Source organism: Nocardia sp. CNS-044 (assembly GCF_059570515.1).
The window spans coordinates 407,340-422,456 of record NZ_JCANSX010000005.1 but is presented as its reverse complement, the minus strand read 5'-3'; the positions used below and the strand labels follow the sequence as shown (position 1 = coordinate 422,456).

Genomic DNA, 15,117 nt, shown 5'->3' with positions numbered 1-15,117 from the left:
GAAAAGGCTGAACTGCAGCGGGTTCTCACGCCGGCTACACGTCGAGGAAGCGAACGTCCTTGGCATTGCGGGTGATGAAGCTGCGACGCGCCTCGACGTCCTCGCCCATCAGAACGGAGAACAGCTCGTCGGCCGCGGCCGCGTCGTCGAGCGTCACTTGACGAAGCACCCGCACCGCCGGGTCCATCGTGGTCTCCCACAGCTCTTTGGCGTTCATCTCGCCCAGACCCTTGTAGCGCTGGACGCCGTCGTCCTTGTTGATCTTCTTGCCCGCCGCGAGACCGGCCTCGAGCAGGCCGTCGCGCTCCCGGTCGGAGTAGGCGAACTCCGGATCGCTGCGCTGCCACTTGAGCTTGTACAGCGGTGGTTGCGCCAGGTAGACGTGGCCGTGCTCGACCAGCGGGCGCATGAAGCGGAACAGCAGCGTCAGCAGCAGGGTCGAGATGTGCTGGCCGTCCACGTCGGCGTCGGCCATCAGCACGATCTTGTGATACCGCAGCTTGGCGATGTCGAACTCGTCGTGGATGCCGGTGCCGAACGCGGTGATGATCGACTGGACCTCGTTGTTCTTGAGAACCCGGTCGATACGCGCCTTCTCGACGTTGATGATCTTGCCGCGCAGCGGGAGGATCGCCTGGTACATCGAGTCGCGGCCGGACTTGGCCGAGCCACCGGCGGAGTCACCCTCCACGATGTAGATCTCGGACTTGCTCGGGTCCTTGGAGCGGCAGTCGGCCAGCTTGCCGGGCAGACCGCCCAGGTCGGTGGCGGACTTGCGGCGCACCAGCTCGCGCGCCTTGCGTGCCGCGACGCGCGCCTGCGCCGAGGAGACGGCCTTCTGCACGATGGTCTTCGCGTCGGCCGGGTTGGCCTCGAACCAGTGCGCGAGGTGCTCGTTGCATGTGCGCTGCACGAACGACTTGACCTCGGTGTTGCCGAGCTTGGTCTTGGTCTGGCCCTCGAACTGCGGGTCGGAGATCTTCACGCTCACGATCGCGGCGAGACCCTCGCGGATGTCGTCGCCGGTGAGGTTGCCGTCCTTCTCCTTGAGGAGCTTCTTGTCCTTCGCGTACTTGTTCACCACCGTGGTGAGCGCGGCGCGGAAGCCCTCTTCGTGGGTGCCGCCCTCGTGGGTGTTGATGGTGTTGGCGAAGGTGTGGACGGATTCCGAATAGCCGGAATTCCACTGCATCGCGACCTCGAGCTCGTGCCCGGTGCCCTTGCCGGTGAAGCCGACCACCGAGTTGTGGATCGGCTGCTTGGTCCGGTTGATGTGCTTGACGAAGTCCTCGAGTCCACCGGGATAGTGGTAGGTGCGGACCTTGACCTTGGCCTTCGGCTCCTCGACGGCGGGCGCGTTCTCGTCGAGGTGCTTGGGCGCCTCGGCGGTGTCGCTGACGACCTCGTCGGTGACCTCGCTCTCGGAGACCCGCTCGTCGGTGAGGGTGATGGTGAGCCCCTTGTTCAGGAACGCCATCTCCTGCAGACGCCGCGCGACCGTCTCGAAGTTGAAAGTCGTGGTCTCGAAGATCTCCGGATCCGGCCAGAACCGGATGGTGGTTCCGGTGCGCTTGGTGGCCTCGCCCTGCAGCAGTTTGCCGGGTTTGGAGTCCTTGTACTCCTGGGTCCAGTGGTAGCCGTCGTTGTCGACCTCGGCCTCGAGCCGGCTGGACAGCGCGTTCACCACCGAGATGCCGACGCCGTGCAGACCACCGGACACCGCGTAGGCGTCGGAGTCGAACTTGCCGCCCGCGTGCAGCTGGGTCATGACCACCTCGATGGTGGGGATGCCCTGCGCGTGCATGCCGGTCGGGATGCCGCGGCCGTCGTCGACCACCTCTACGCCGCCGTCGGCCAGCAGCGTGACATCGACGCGCGTCGCGTAGCCCGCCATCGCCTCGTCGACGGAGTTGTCGACGACTTCCCAGATCAGGTGGTGCAGGCCGCGCTCACCGGTCGAACCGATGTACATGCCCGGGCGCTTGCGGACCGCCTCGAGTCCCTCGAGGACGGTGATGGAGGAGGCACCGTAGTCCTGCTTGCCCGATGTCGCCTTGGTCGAATCGTTGGAGTCCTTGGCAGCCACTGGTCGGTAGCTCTCCTTACTTGCTGACCCCGGTGCAGCGATCGCCACAGCGCAAGCGCGGCCCGGTCTTGACAGGTCGAGATTCACGGGCCCACGCGGGGGCTGTGCGGAACGCACCGAAGGGTTCGCCGCTAGTTACGTCACCATCCTACTGGTAGCCCCGCGCCACAACGCACCTACGACACCCCTGACGGCTTCATGGCTGCGAGAAATCGACCGGCGACGAGTCCGGTCTCCCTCGAAACCGTTTCAGGGTCTCTCAGATGTGCTCAGCACGCCGTGCCGGATGGTCGCCACGATCACCCGGAGACCGCGACCCGATCCACGAATTCGGCGGTGCGGTCGGCGAGCGCCTCCGGGTGCGAGATCGGCGACCAGTGCCGGGCCGCGATCTCGGTGCGGGTCAGGTTGCCGACCCACTGCTCGGCCTCGGCGTGCACCACCGGACGCACCGCCCGGTCGCCGGTCGAGACGATCAACTGCACCGGGACACCGATCGGGCGCGGACGCGGATTGCGCAAGTGCGCACGAATATTGGCACGATAGAGCTTGAGGTTGTTGATCATATCGGCGCGCAGCGTCGGCGCTGTCTGCACCAGTGCGGGGTCCAAGCCGTCGAAGAAGGCGAGGAAGCGCGGCCAGCGGCGGGACAGCGCGCGCAGCACCGGATTGGGCAGGCCGGGAATCTGGAAGGCGACGGTGTACGCCGAGGCGATGCCCTGCGCGAGCGCCCCGCGCAGCCGGGCCGACGAGAACGGGCCGCGCAGGTACGCCCCGAGGAAGTCGAGGTTCGGGCCGGAGACGGAACTGAACGACGCGATCCTGTTTTCGGCGTCGGGATCGCTGACGAGCTCCCAGCCGATCACCGAACCCCAGTCGTGCCCGAGCACGTGCACGCGCTGCCCCGGAGCCACCGCGTCGGCGACCGCGCGCACGTCGGCGGCCAGTTCTTCGATGCGATAGGCCGAGACCTGGGTGGGCACCGTGCTCTCACCCGCGCCGCGGTTGTCGAAGGCGATGACGCGATAACGATCGGCCAGGCGGGCGGCGACGCGATTCCACAGGATGTGAGTATCGGGCCAGCCGTGCACGAGCAGGATGGGTATGCCCGCGGGATCGCCGCATTCGAACACCGCGAGTTCGACGTCGCCCCGGCGGACGGTGGTGGTGGCCGTGGCGGGGAACGGGCCCGCGGTGCTGATCGTCATCGATCCGTTTCTCCTGTGCATATTCGATCCGGGCCGGTGGCGCGGCCTCGGGGCGTTCCACGGTGAATCCGCAGGTCCCGAGGCTGGGGACTGTGGAGATACCTGTGGATATGTGGATAAACGTAACACCAGGTATCGGGTAATTGCCAGAGCGTCTGGGTCACCCGATCCGCGCCCGTCGATCAGCCGTAGGTGTCGCGTGGACCGCGGCCCTTGATGTGCCGCTCCCCCTTGCGCCAGCTCGGCGCGGCCGGGCCGGAGATCTTCAGCTGCGTCACCACGCCATGACCGACCGCGGCGTTGATCTTCGCCAGGATCTGGCCCTGCAACATGCGCAGCTGGGTCGCCCACGCGGTGGACTCGGCGGCGATGCTCAGCACGCCGTCCTTGAGCGCGATCGGGGTGGCGTGCGAGGCGATGTCCTCGCCGACGACGCCCGCCCAGCGCCCGAGCACCGTTCCCTCGGAGACCTTGCCGTCCCAGCCCCTGCTCTTGGCGATGCGGGTGGCGAGCTGGGACAGCAGCTGGGGATCGCGATCGTCCGGTCGCGCGCCGGACCAGCCCGTGCGCCTGCGGGCCCCGGTGCGCAGCTTCCGCACCGGCGAGGCACGGCCCTGACCGACCGACTTTCCGCTGGCCTTCGCCGCGGCGCGGGCCTCTTCCAGTGCGCGCCGGGCCAGATCGATGCCGCGCAACTGCGGCTCGCCGCCGGGCTGCTGTGCGCCCGGTTCGGGCTGGTCGGTCATCGTCCCGCTCCGTTCGACCCTCGGGTTTGTCCCCAGATCTTGCTCTGTTGTCCCCAACCGGTGCGCGGCCGGGGTCCGGCGCCGAAACGCCCGGTCAGCATGATCGCCGGACCGGCGTCGAACGCCTGTTCGTAGCGTTTTCCGGAACCACGGCGGTGACTGTCGAACGATCACCGCAGCACCGTGGGAAAACACCTCGGGGGTGACGTTCTCCACAGGTGCTGGGGATGAATCGACGGCTCCGTTCCGGCCCCGGTGCAGGGCAACTGTACGGGAGCCCGCCGACGAACTGTCACACGCGTCGTGGCTCTTCCGCGTCGGCGTTCCCCACCTGTGCACAACCCGGCGGGCTACCTGTGGACACCTCTGTCCGCGCGATTCAAGCGAACCCGGGCGCGGGCTCGACGATGCGTGAGGCGCGGTGCGTGGCCTCGCCGGTGGTCTCCACCCGCAGGGGTACCGCGGCCAGCTCGGCGGGCACGTCCTCGGGGACGGCGGCGGTGATCAGCACCTGTTCGGCGCCTGCCGCGACCTCGGCGAGCGCGGTGCGGCGGCGACGGTCCAGTTCGGCGAAGACGTCGTCGAGCAACAGCACCGGCTCCGCTCCGGTGGTGCGCAGCAGCTCGAACGCGCCGAGCCGGAGGGCGAGGGCGAAGGACCAGGACTCGCCGTGGCTGGCGAATCCCTTCGCGGGTGCGTCACCGAGCACCAACTCGAGGTCGTCGCGGTGCGGGCCGACCAGGCAGACGCCGCGGTCCAGCTCCTTGGACCGCGCCGCGGCGAGCTCGCGCAGCACGATCCCCTCCAGCGCGGCGGCGTCGTCGGCCTGCGGCTCCCTGGCCGGATCCAGGAAGTCCGGCGGAAGATACGAGCTGCGGTAACCGATTGCGGCGGGACGAGATTCGGGCGCGATCGACCGATAGGACTGTGCCAGATGGGGATACAGGTCGTGCACCAGCCGGAGCCGCTCGGCGAGCAGCACGGAGGCGTGCTCCGCCAAATGCCCGTCCCACACGTCGAGTGTTCCCAGGTCGGACCTCGATCTGGCTTGCCGCCCAGCGGTTTTCAACAGGGCGGAACGCTGCCGCAGCACCCGCTCGTAGTCCGAGCGCACACCCGCCAACCTGGGGAGCCGGGCTGTGCACAACTCGTCGAGGAATCTGCGGCGCTCCCCGGGGTCGCCCCGCACGAGCGCCAGATCCTCCGGCGCGAACAGCACCGTCTGCAGAATGCCGAGGATCTCCCGCGTTCTGCGCACCGGCGATCGGTTGATCTGCGCGCGATTGGCCGCGCCTTGATTCAGCTCGACATCGATGCGCAGTTCGCGGCCGGTGTTGACCACCGTCGCACCGATCCGTGCCCGCTGCGCGCCCATCCGGATCAGCGGCGCGTCGGCGGCCACCCGGTGTGAACCAAGGGTGGCCAGGTAGCCGATCGCCTCGAGCAGGTTGGTCTTTCCGTTGCCGTTCGATCCCAAGAAAACCGTTCGGCCTGGGGATAATTCGAGTTCCGCGTGCTCCCAGGAGCGGAAGTCGCGCAGCGACAGCGCTCGGATGAACATTCGCTACACCGCCCCGGTCACCGCGGGAGACGGCACCCGATCACGCACAGATGCTCAGCCTGGGAGCCGGACCGGCATCAGCAGGTAGATGTAGGAGCTGGCCAGCGCGGCGAAGGCGCCGGAGTCGAGGACCTCGGGCTCCTCCTCGCTCGCCGGGAGCAGCACCGCGGGACGGCTGGGGGTGGTGAACCCGAAGGTGACCCGGTCCGAGTGCAGCGCGGACAGGCCGTCCACCAGGTAGCCGGGGTTGAAGGCGATGGTCAGCGCCTCACCGCGGAAATCGGCGGGCAGCCATTCCTCGGCGCGACCCGCGTCGTCGCCGCCCGCGGACAGCAGCAGGCCCTCGCTGGAGAACTCCAGACGAACCTGCGCGCCGCGCTCGGCGACCAGGGCGACGCGCTTGATGGCCTCGGTCAGCGCCGCGACTTCCAGCGTGGCGATGGAGGTGTGCTCCTTGGGGAGCAATTGGCGGAACTTGGGGAATTCCGCGTCGAGCAGTCGCGTGGTGGTGCGGCGGCCCGCGTTGACGATGCCGAGCAGGCCGTCCGAGCCCGCACCCGTGCCCAGCGAGAGCTGCACGGGCGCGTCCGAGGGGCCCAGCGTTTTGGCGGCTTCGGAGAGCGTGCGGGCCGGGATCAGCACCGCGGTCTCGATGTCGGTGCGGGCGGGCTGCCACTCGATGTGGCGCACGGCCAGTCGGAAGCGGTCGGTGGCCGCGAGAACGACCTGGGGGCCTTCGATCTCGACCCGAATGCCGGTGAGCATCGGCAAGGTGTCGTCGCGGCCCGCCGCGACGGCGACCTGACCGACGGCCTCGGAGAAGACATCCACACTCAGTTCACCGGTCTGCTGCGGCACCTCGGGCAGCTGGGGATAGTCCTCGACCGGCATGGTGGGCAGCGAGAACTTGGCGCTGCCGCAGGAGATCAGCACGCGCGTGCCGTCGACGGAGACGTCCACCGGCTTGTTGGACAGCGCCTTGGTGATGTCGGCGAGCAGGCGACCGGAGACAAGGACCTCGCCGGGACCGGCGACCTCGGCCGCGACGCGCATCTGCGCGGAGACCTCGTAGTCGAATCCCGAGACGGTCAGTCCGTCCTCACTCGCCACCAACAGCACGCCGCCGAGGACCGGCACCGGAGGCCGGGACGGCAGGCTGCGCGCGACCCAGGCGACGGACTCCGCGAAATCCTCCCGGGCGACCCGAAACTTCATGCTCGCAAGCTCCATCGCCCGATCTGTCCTCTCCCGGTTCCGTGATCCGTGTGTGGCGTCCGTCCGAGCACTGTTGGCTCGACAGCGTGTTGGCTCGACAACGTGTGGTTCTCGTCAGGGGGTGCTGGATCGGCCGCGCCAGCAGTCTGGCACAGGCGACCGACATAAAACGTACCCGTGTGTGGCCCGGGTACCTAGTCCGACCCTCGATTCGCGCTCGCGTGTCCGAAACGGGTGTCGGTATATCCGAGAGCGCCCATCCCCTCTTCTCCTTGCCTGTGTAGACGCGTGGCTCCAGACCGGACACTCCCCGACCGACTTTCCACACACCCTGTTTTGAAGAGAGATCTATAAGAAGAAGAACTGAAGTAGTAGTAGGCACTGTGGAATCTGTGGACTGAGCCCGTTTCCGCTGGTCCGGGGGTGTGGTGCCGTGGGGATGGCCGTCGGGTGACTCGAGGATGAACCGGAGGCGTCTGTGGAGGTTCGAAAACTGTCCCACGTTCATCCTCGAGCCGTCCTCGAGTTGTTCCACCGGATTCACCCTGTTGTTCACACGTGTGCACCGAATGGTGGACAGCTCGAGGAATCCTCGAGGACTCCACACGGACTCCTCGAGGATTCCACAAGCGCCTGACCGAGACGTGGCTGGTCAGACCCTGTGGGCAGAGATCGATGGGGATGATGTTGATATCCGGCTGTGAGCGACTCCGCCGCGAGCCTGTGCACGAATCGGTGCACAAACCGGTGGATTCCTCGAGGACTCCACAAGGAATCCTCGAGGAATCCACAACGCACAAAAAAGCACCGCCCCTGGTCAGGGGCGGTGCGGGGTTGTGGAGAGCGCTCAGCGCGAGCGCTGTTTGATACGGGCTGTGAGTTCTTGAACCTGGTCGTAGACGCGGCGGCGCTCGGTCATCTCCTTGCGCACCTTCTTCTCCGCGTACATGACGGTGGTGTGGTCGCGGCCGAAGGCCTGACCGATCTTGGGCAGCGATAGGTCGGTGAGTTCGCGGCAGAGGTACATGGCGATCTGCCTGGCCTGCGCCAGCGGCCGCGCCTTGCCGGGGCCGGTGAGCTCCTCGAGCGTGGTGTTGAAGTACTCCGCGGTCACGGCCATGATCGTCGCCGCGTTGATCTCCAGCGCCGCGGTGTCTGGCATCAGATCGCGCAGCACTACTTCGGCCAGCGGCAGATCCAGCGGTTGACCGTTGAGCGAGGCGAACGCGGTGACCCGGATCAGCGCGCCCTCCAGCTCACGGATGTTGCGCTCCACCCGGCTGGCGATCAGTTCCAGCACGTCGTGCGGCACGTCGAGCCGGTCCATCCGCGCCTTCTTGCGCAGGATGGCGATGCGGGTCTCCAGTTCCGGCGGCTGCACGTCGGTGATCAGGCCCCACTCGAACCGGGTCCGCAGCCGCTCCTCGAGGGTGGCCAGCTGCTTGGGCGGACGGTCGGAGGAGACCACGATCTGCTTGTTCGCGTTGTGCAGCGTGTTGAAGGTGTGGAAGAACTCCTCCTGGATGCCTTCCTTGCCCTCGATGAACTGGATGTCGTCGACCAGCAGGATGTCGGTCTCGCGGTAGCGCCGCTTGAACGCGACCTTGCGGTCGTCGCGCAGGCTGTTGATGAAGTCGTTGGTGAACTCTTCGGTCGACACGTACTTCACCCGCATGCCGGGAAACAGCCGCTGGGCGTAGTGACCCGCCGCGTGCAGCAGGTGCGTCTTGCCGAGACCGGAGGCGCCCCAGACGAACAGCGGGTTGTAGGCGCGGGCCGGCGCCTCGGCGATGGCCACCGCCGCGGCGTGCGCGAAGCGGTTGGACGCGCCGATGACGAAGGTCTCGAAGGTGTACTTCGCGTTCAGGCTCGCCGAGGAGTTCGCCGGAGCCGGCGTCTCCTGGCTCTTGGTGAAGTAGGTCGGCCAGTTGTTGCGGACGTTGACGACCGGTTCGTCGTCGGGCTGCTCGGTGCGCAGCGCCTCACCGGACTCGCGGACCGAATCGTGCGCGGCGGCGGGCGCGGCCTCGCGCAACGGCATCCGGGCTGGTCCGCGCATCGGAGCGGGCTCGGGCGTGAACAGCGACTCCTGGCCGGGCGGGGTGGAATCCCGGCGCGAACCCATTCCTGGCTCACGCCGCGGCGCCGTCGACACCTCGGGCACGGCGGCGGAGTCGGGGTAGTCGCCCACGCCAGGCGCGCGATAGGCGGCGGTCGGATAGTCGTCGGCCGGGTAGTCGACGCCGGACTGGTATTCGGCCGGGTAGTCCGAACTCGGCGGGTACTCGGGCGCTGGGGTGTACTCGGGCGCGGGGGCGTACTCGGCGGCGGGCGGGTAGTCGGCGGACTGGGGATAGTCGGACGTTCCCGGATACTCCGGCGCGGGCGCGTAGTCCTGCGGTGCGTACCGCGGGGCCGGGTAGTCGGTGCGGCTCGGCGGATCGGCCGGGTAACCGACGGGACCGCGCGACGCCTCCCTGGTGCGCTGCGTGTCCCGGTTCCGCTGGGCCGCCTCCCTGCTTCGCTCCGGACGACTGGTCATCCTGGCGTGCCGTGGGTTGGCCGCGGAACGATCGGTGCTCGGCGTCGCGGGCGCCGCGATGCGCACGCCGAGGCCCTCGACCTGGGGACCGAGCCGGCGGGCGAGGGAACGCAGGATGGGTTCGCGCAGATCGCGTTCGATGGCCTCCTGGGCCAGCGACGAGGGCACCGACAGCAGGGCGAAGCCCTGCGCGACGGTGATCGGCTTGACGAGTTTGAGCCAGGCCTGTTGTGCTCGGGTCACCGCCGGGATGGATCCGTCGTCGGAACCGGTGGTGAGCTCGGCAATCACCTCGGGCCACACGGTGGCCAGCACGTTCTGCTCGTCGTCCATGCAGTTTCCTCCCCGGAAGTAGGTCGATAGGAGCAGACGGCCGGGGTACGCGAGCAGGTTCGTGGATGGGCTATCCTGTGATCCCGCGTACGTCCGTAGCCGTGTGGACGCTGCTCGGATTCCCCCGTACCAAGTCAGCGGCGTTGGCGCCGTCGGCCTACGAATATGCCACTCCAGGGGTCTTTCCACACAATTATCCACAGATGTGGAAAACCCTGGGGAAATGTGAAACGGGCTCGAAGTTCGCGGGGATCACGCCCCGACCTGCGGATCTGTAGCAACCATCTGGCAACGCCTCGCTCGCGGGCCCGCTCGGCACGCCTAGGGGTGTGGACGAAGTCACGAAGAAGCCCGGGCGCGTCGCACCGGTGCACCGGATTCGCCTGGGGGCCGAGTTTGACCCGTCTCGGGCTGATCAGTACCCTCGTACAGTCACCCCTTGGTGCGGTGGCGGTCCCGTGCTGACCGCGTTAGGTCGTTTGACGACCGTGTGCGCCAGGACCGACGCGCGCCGATGATGACATCGCGATTCATCGCGCACATACGTATCACCGACAAGCTTCGGGCGCCGAACGGCGCCCACCAACTCGAGGAGTGTTGACCGTGGCCAAGGGCAAGCGGACGTTCCAGCCGAACAACCGTCGTCGGGCGCGGGTTCACGGCTTCCGCCTCCGGATGCGCACCCGTGCGGGTCGCGCCATCGTTTCGGCGCGTCGCCGCAAGGGCCGCGCCGAACTCACTGCCTGATCCTCGCTCTCGGACGCTCGGGTGTTGCCTGAGCCGTATCGGTTGCATCATCGTGCCGACTTCTCCCGGACGGTGCGCCGCGGCCAGCGAATCGGGAGGCGAGATCTGGTCGTACACGCGCTCGTGCACGGGTATGACGGAGTCGTGGGCTCTGATGAACGACACAGTGCTCCGGTAGCCACCGGAGCGCTCGTTCGCGTCGGCGGGCCGAGGTTCGGATTGATTGTCAGCAAGGCGGTGGGCTCCGCGGTGATTCGACACTGGGTGGCCCGCCGCCTGCGTCATATGTGCGCCGAGGTGATCAGCGACCTGCCCGCCGAGGCCGACATCGTCATCCGGGCGCTGCCCGGCGCCGCGAACGCGGAATCCGACGAACTGCTGCGGCAGTTGCGCAGCGGGTTGCGCAAACTCGGTATCGCTCAGGCTCCCGCCCGGACCGGCACACGGGCTCGACCCGTCGCCGTCGACGCGGACGTTTCGTCGTGAGATTCGCCGCCGTCCTGGCCCGGCTGCCCGCCCGTACGCTGATCTTCCTGATCGAGCTCTACCGGACCTATGTCTCCCCCACCCGCATGCCGGTGTGTCGTTTCACCCCGACGTGTAGCGAGTACGCGGTCACCGCGTTGCGCACCCGAGGACTGTTCGTCGGCCTCGGATTGACGGTCGTGCGATTGGCCAAATGCGCGCCCTGGCACCCTGGTGGGTGGGACCCCGTTCCCGAGCGCAGAAATCGCGCACGGAACGAGGCTGCGGCCGACGCCTCGTCGTCGGCGCCACACGCTTGTAAAGGATCGCCGCATGCGGTGATCGGCGATACGAACGACGGGAGTGCATAGAGCCGTGCTCGACTTCATCTACTACCCGGTGTCCTGGATCTTGTGGTTCTGGCACCGTGCTTTCGCGGCCATCCCGGGCCTCGGCAAGGAGAACGGCCTGGCCTGGGCGCTGGCGGTGGTGTTCCTGGTCTTCACGCTGCGCGTCGTGCTCTACAAGCCGTTCGTGAAGCAGGTGCGCACCACCAAGCAGATGCAGGAGCTGCAGCCCCAGATCAAGGAGCTGCAGAAGAAGTACAAGAACGACCGCCAGAAGATGGCGCTGGAGATGCAGAAGCTCCAGAAGGAACACGGCTTCAACCCGCTGATGGGCTGCCTGCCGATCCTGGCGCAGGTGCCGGTCTTCCTCGGTCTGTTCCACGTCCTGCGTTCGTTCAACCGCACCGGCCACGGGTTCGGCCAGCTCGGCATGACGCCCGAGGAGAACGCGAACACCGCGAACTACGTCTTCAACGCGGCCGACGTCCAGTCCTTCCTGAGCGCCCGTATCTTCGGCGCGCCGATCTCGGCGTTCATCACCACCCCGGCCAACGAGCTGCTGGCCTTCGCCGACTACGGCGGCATCCCGAGTCGGGTGAGCATCGCCCTGGTCGCCATCCCGCTGATGGTGATCGCCGGTCTCGCTACCCACTTCAACGCCCGCGCCTCGGTCGCGCGGCAGACCCCGGAGGCCGCGGCCAACCCGCAGGCCGCGCTGATGAACAAGCTGGCGCTCTGGGTGTTCCCGCTCGGCGTGCTCGTCGGTGGTCCGTTCCTGCCGATCGCCATCCTGATCTACTGGGTCTCCAACAACATCTGGACCTACGGTCAGCAGCACCTCGTCTTCGGCCGGATGGCGAAGGAAGAAGAGGCCAAGAAGCAGGCCAAGCTCGAGCAGCGCGCGCAGAACGCGCCGAAGCCGGGCGCCAAGCCGGTGAGCACGAAGAAGAAGCCCGCGGCCACCGCCGTCGACGCCGAGCCGTCCGATGCGGAACCGTCGGCGAACGGCACCTCCAAGACCGCGGCAGGCAAGGCCGCCGGACAGCGCAAGGCTGGTGGGCAGAAGCGTTCGGGTCAGCGCGGCCGGGCCAACCAGAAGCGTCGCCGCTGACCGCCGAGCAATCCCGTGATCGCGCAACCGCCCGGCGTCGAGCGTCCGGCGCGCGCGATGGACAGATGAAGGAATTCAAATGACTGTTGAGACCGACGGAGGGGACGCCACCGTGGCGACGAGTGTGGTGAACGCCGGAACGGATGCCGGCGATGTCGTGAGCGATGCCGAGGAAGCCCTGATCGAAGAGGGCGAGATCGCGGGCGACTACCTCGAGCAGTTGCTCGACGTGCTCGACTTCGACGGCGACATCGACCTGGACGTCGAGGGCGACCGTGCCGTCGTGAGCATCGACGGCGGCCGCGACCTGTCGAAGTTGGTGGGTCGCAACGGCGAGGTGCTCGACGCGCTCCAGGAGCTGACCCGGCTCGCGGTGCAGCAGGCGACCGGCGTACGCAGCCGCCTGATGCTCGACGTGGCGGGTTGGCGGGCCAAGCGCCGCTCCGAGCTCAGCGCGCTCGGCACCGAAGCCGCCAAGCGGGTGCTGGAATCCGGCGCCCCGGAATCGCTCGATCCGATGACGCCGTTCGAGCGCAAGATCGTGCACGACGCCGTCGCCGCGGTCGAAGGAGTCAGCAGCGAGAGCGAGGGTGTGGAGCCCAACCGCTTCGTGGTGGTCGTTCCGGGCTGATCGCCCGGCTTCCCCAGGGGACGGCGCGTTTCGTCACGCTGACGATTCATGCCCGGGCGCTGCTCCGCCTTCGCTCCGGCCGTGCGCGGTCCGAGGGCGGACGGCCGTCCGATAGTGTCGTCTAGGCCTCCGGTCTTCGGACCGGGGGCCTTCTCCATGCCGGGGCGTCGCCGCCCGTGGCCGAGGCGGACACCCCTCCGCTGTCTTGCAATTGGTGACCTCGAGCTCGGAAGGATGTTTCACGTGGAACGAGAACTCGGTGGAAGCGCCGCGCTGCCGACCGAGCTGGAGCCGCCCGCGGCGGCCGCCACCGTCTTCGGCGATCGGCTCGACATCGCCCGCCGCTACTGCGCCGCGCTCGCGACCGCAGGCGTCGAGCGCGGTCTCATCGGACCCCGCGAGGTGCCGCGGCTCTGGGATCGGCACATCCTCAACTGCGCGGTGGTTGCGGAGCTCATGCCCGAAGGAACGACCGTCGTCGATATCGGTAGCGGCGCGGGTCTCCCCGGCATCCCGTTGGCCATCGCCCGTCCCGACCTACGCATCACCTTGGTCGAGCCGCTGCTGCGCCGCACCGTCTTCCTGAGCGAGTTCATCGAAGCAGCCGGACTCGACATCACCGTCGTCCGCGGCCGCGCCGAACAATCCGGCGTGATGAAGGAAGCGGGCGGCGCCGACGTCGTCACCTCCCGCGCCGTCGCCCCCCTCGCCAAACTCGCCCAGTGGTCCCTCCCCCTCCTCCGCGACCACGGCCGCATGCTCGCCCTGAAGGGTGTGAGCGCAACCGAAGAACTGGAACGCGACGGCGAAGCATTGGCCCGCGCGGGCGCCGGCAACTTCGAGGTCCTCGAATGTGGTGTCGGAGTCCTGGATACCCCGACAGTCGTGATCAGCGCCGAACGTCTCCCCCGCGCGGAACGCGCGCCCCGCCGCCGCACGGAGAAGGTCGGAAGCCGCCGTGAGGGCGGCCGCTCCGAGGGCGGCGTCCTCCGCCGCAGCACCGAACGCCGTCGCTCGGGCGGGAAGTAGGCCGAGACCCTTTCCCGCCCGCGAGGGCTGCGTGCTGTTTCACATGAAACAGCGCCGCGATCTCCCGACCCTCCCAGATGCCCCGTTGGCACCGCCCGACGACCCGGCCGGATCCCCCCAACAGCAGACCGGCTAGGCCCTGCCTCGATGTTCCGACGGTGCGGTCTGACGACCCGCTTCCCGCTCCATTGGGAGGACGGCTTGGCTCGTTGGCGCGTATCCGTTGGTGCGGGCCGATGGCTCAGCGGAACGGCTCGATCGATGACGTGCCCGATGGCTCAATCCGACCGGACCCCTCAATCTCGTCCATCGTCGATCGGCTCCGTGCCAAAGCATGGCTGGATGGAGCCCCGGAGCCGGTCCGCCGCACGGCTGCCTCGACGTTCCGACGGCTCCGCCCGACGGCGCGGTTCCGATCCTTCGGTCGGAAGGGTTGGCTCGATAGCGCGCACCACGGTGTGATCGACGGTCCCCTCCAGACCGATACTTCGTTAGCCGCCGAGCGCGTCGATGAGCGCCATAGAAGGCAGGAAGGCGTGGGGCTAGCGGGTGGCCGTTCAGGCGTCCCGACGGCTCGGCGGAACGGCTGGAATAGATGGCACTCGACGGCTGGTCCAACGGCGCGGCCGGATGGTGCTCGACCCAATGCCACCACGACGGCTCAGCCTGGTGGCGCGTCTCCAATGGCTCCGCGCTACGACGCGGCCACGCAACGCGCTGGACGGTGGGCGCAATGGCACAGCCGGGTGGCTCGGCCCCACGGCCCAACTCGATGGCGTGCCCGATGGCTCAGCCCCACCGGACGGCCGGATGGCTAGGTTTGTTGCCGTCACGATGACCCGGACTCACGCCGACATCGACGCACGGCCCCGGTCCCGCAGCGCGGCGGGACGGGGACCCAATGGCTGCGGTCGAATGGTTCGGCCACAGCTCGACTCGACGGCGTCCCCGACGGCTTGGCCTGCTGACATGTCCCCGATAGCTCGGCGCACGGGCACGGCTACGAGCGCGGCAGAAGGCCGGGTCCGGCGGCGCGGCCGAGTGGCTGGCGGGGCCTTCCGACTGAACTCGATGGCGTGGCCCACGGCCGAGTCCG

At 68.1% G+C, this 15,117-nt stretch carries 12 protein-coding genes; 6 read left to right on the top strand and 6 right to left on the bottom strand.

Annotated features, from left to right (window positions below):
- Nucleotides 1-34 precede the first annotated feature (34 nt).
- The 6 genes from gyrB to dnaA all read right to left on the bottom strand — a co-directional run bounded on the left by gyrB (nucleotide 35) and on the right by dnaA (nucleotide 9,691).
- Nucleotides 35-2,086: a DNA topoisomerase (ATP-hydrolyzing) subunit B gene (gyrB, locus tag T333_RS02950; protein WP_357245636.1), complete on the bottom strand. Its 2,052-nt coding sequence runs from the start codon at nucleotides 2,084-2,086 to the stop codon at nucleotides 35-37.
- 299 nt (nucleotides 2,087-2,385) lie between these two features.
- Entirely contained in the window at nucleotides 2,386-3,294 is a 909-nt protein-coding gene (locus tag T333_RS02945) for an alpha/beta fold hydrolase (RefSeq protein ID WP_496423606.1), read from the bottom strand.
- Nucleotides 3,295-3,476: 182 nt separating this feature from the next.
- Nucleotides 3,477-4,040 carry a DUF721 family protein gene (locus tag T333_RS02940; protein ID WP_354998288.1) on the bottom strand — a complete coding sequence of 188 codons (564 nt, stop codon included), beginning with the start codon at nucleotides 4,038-4,040 and terminating at the stop codon, nucleotides 3,477-3,479.
- A gap of 379 nt (nucleotides 4,041-4,419) precedes the next feature.
- Nucleotides 4,420-5,601 (bottom strand): DNA replication/repair protein RecF, encoded by a 1,182-nt coding sequence (gene recF / locus T333_RS02935; protein ID WP_496423605.1) that lies wholly within the window; start codon nucleotides 5,599-5,601, stop codon nucleotides 4,420-4,422.
- Nucleotides 5,602-5,655: 54 nt separating this feature from the next.
- A complete protein-coding gene (dnaN, locus tag T333_RS02930) occupies nucleotides 5,656-6,831 on the bottom strand; it encodes a DNA polymerase III subunit beta (protein ID WP_067786332.1) in 1,176 nt (391 codons plus the stop codon).
- 832 nt (nucleotides 6,832-7,663) lie between these two features.
- Nucleotides 7,664-9,691 carry a chromosomal replication initiator protein DnaA gene (gene dnaA, locus T333_RS02925; protein WP_354998290.1) on the bottom strand — a complete coding sequence of 676 codons (2,028 nt, stop codon included), beginning with the start codon at nucleotides 9,689-9,691 and terminating at the stop codon, nucleotides 7,664-7,666.
- Between the two features lie 603 nt (nucleotides 9,692-10,294).
- Between dnaA and rpmH the strand changes: the two genes are divergently transcribed.
- The 6 genes from rpmH (at nucleotide 10,295) to rsmG (ending at nucleotide 14,021) form a co-directional block, all read left to right on the top strand.
- Nucleotides 10,295-10,438 (top strand): 50S ribosomal protein L34, encoded by a 144-nt coding sequence (gene rpmH / locus T333_RS02920; protein WP_005516618.1) that lies wholly within the window; start codon nucleotides 10,295-10,297, stop codon nucleotides 10,436-10,438.
- A gap of 21 nt (nucleotides 10,439-10,459) precedes the next feature.
- Nucleotides 10,460-10,924, top strand: coding sequence for a ribonuclease P protein component (gene rnpA, locus T333_RS02915; protein WP_496423604.1), 465 nt, complete (start codon nucleotides 10,460-10,462; stop codon nucleotides 10,922-10,924).
- Nucleotides 10,921-11,274 carry a membrane protein insertion efficiency factor YidD gene (yidD, locus tag T333_RS02910; protein ID WP_354998292.1) on the top strand — a complete coding sequence of 118 codons (354 nt, stop codon included), beginning with the start codon at nucleotides 10,921-10,923 and terminating at the stop codon, nucleotides 11,272-11,274. Before rnpA ends, yidD begins: the two co-directional genes overlap by 4 nt.
- 4 nt (nucleotides 11,275-11,278) lie before the next feature.
- Nucleotides 11,279-12,361 (top strand): membrane protein insertase YidC, encoded by a 1,083-nt coding sequence (yidC, locus tag T333_RS02905; protein WP_496423603.1) that lies wholly within the window; start codon nucleotides 11,279-11,281, stop codon nucleotides 12,359-12,361.
- Between the two features lie 79 nt (nucleotides 12,362-12,440).
- Entirely contained in the window at nucleotides 12,441-12,992 is a 552-nt protein-coding gene (locus tag T333_RS02900; protein WP_354998293.1) for a Jag family protein, read from the top strand.
- A 234-nt stretch (nucleotides 12,993-13,226) separates the two neighbouring features.
- Nucleotides 13,227-14,021, top strand: a complete 795-nt coding sequence (rsmG, locus tag T333_RS02895) for a 16S rRNA (guanine(527)-N(7))-methyltransferase RsmG (RefSeq protein WP_496423602.1) — start codon at nucleotides 13,227-13,229, stop codon at nucleotides 14,019-14,021.
- Nucleotides 14,022-15,117: the final 1,096 nt, after the last annotated feature.

What these genes read in the sequence shown, in the direction of transcription:
- dnaN (WP_067786332.1), bottom strand. Translation starts at nt 6,831, where the DNA reads ATGGAGCTTGCGAGCATGAAGTTTCGGGTCGCCCGGGAGGATTTCGCG.
- T333_RS02945 (WP_496423606.1), bottom strand. Translation starts at nt 3,294, where the DNA reads ATGACGATCAGCACCGCGGGCCCGTTCCCCGCCACGGCCACCACCACC.
- recF (WP_496423605.1), bottom strand. Translation starts at nt 5,601, where the DNA reads ATGTTCATCCGAGCGCTGTCGCTGCGCGACTTCCGCTCCTGGGAGCAC.
- dnaA (WP_354998290.1), bottom strand. Translation starts at nt 9,691, where the DNA reads ATGGACGACGAGCAGAACGTGCTGGCCACCGTGTGGCCCGAGGTGATT.
- T333_RS02940 (WP_354998288.1), bottom strand. Translation starts at nt 4,040, where the DNA reads ATGACCGACCAGCCCGAACCGGGCGCACAGCAGCCCGGCGGCGAGCCG.
- rsmG (WP_496423602.1), top strand. Translation starts at nt 13,227, where the DNA reads ATGTTTCACGTGGAACGAGAACTCGGTGGAAGCGCCGCGCTGCCGACC.
- T333_RS02900 (WP_354998293.1), top strand. Translation starts at nt 12,441, where the DNA reads ATGACTGTTGAGACCGACGGAGGGGACGCCACCGTGGCGACGAGTGTG.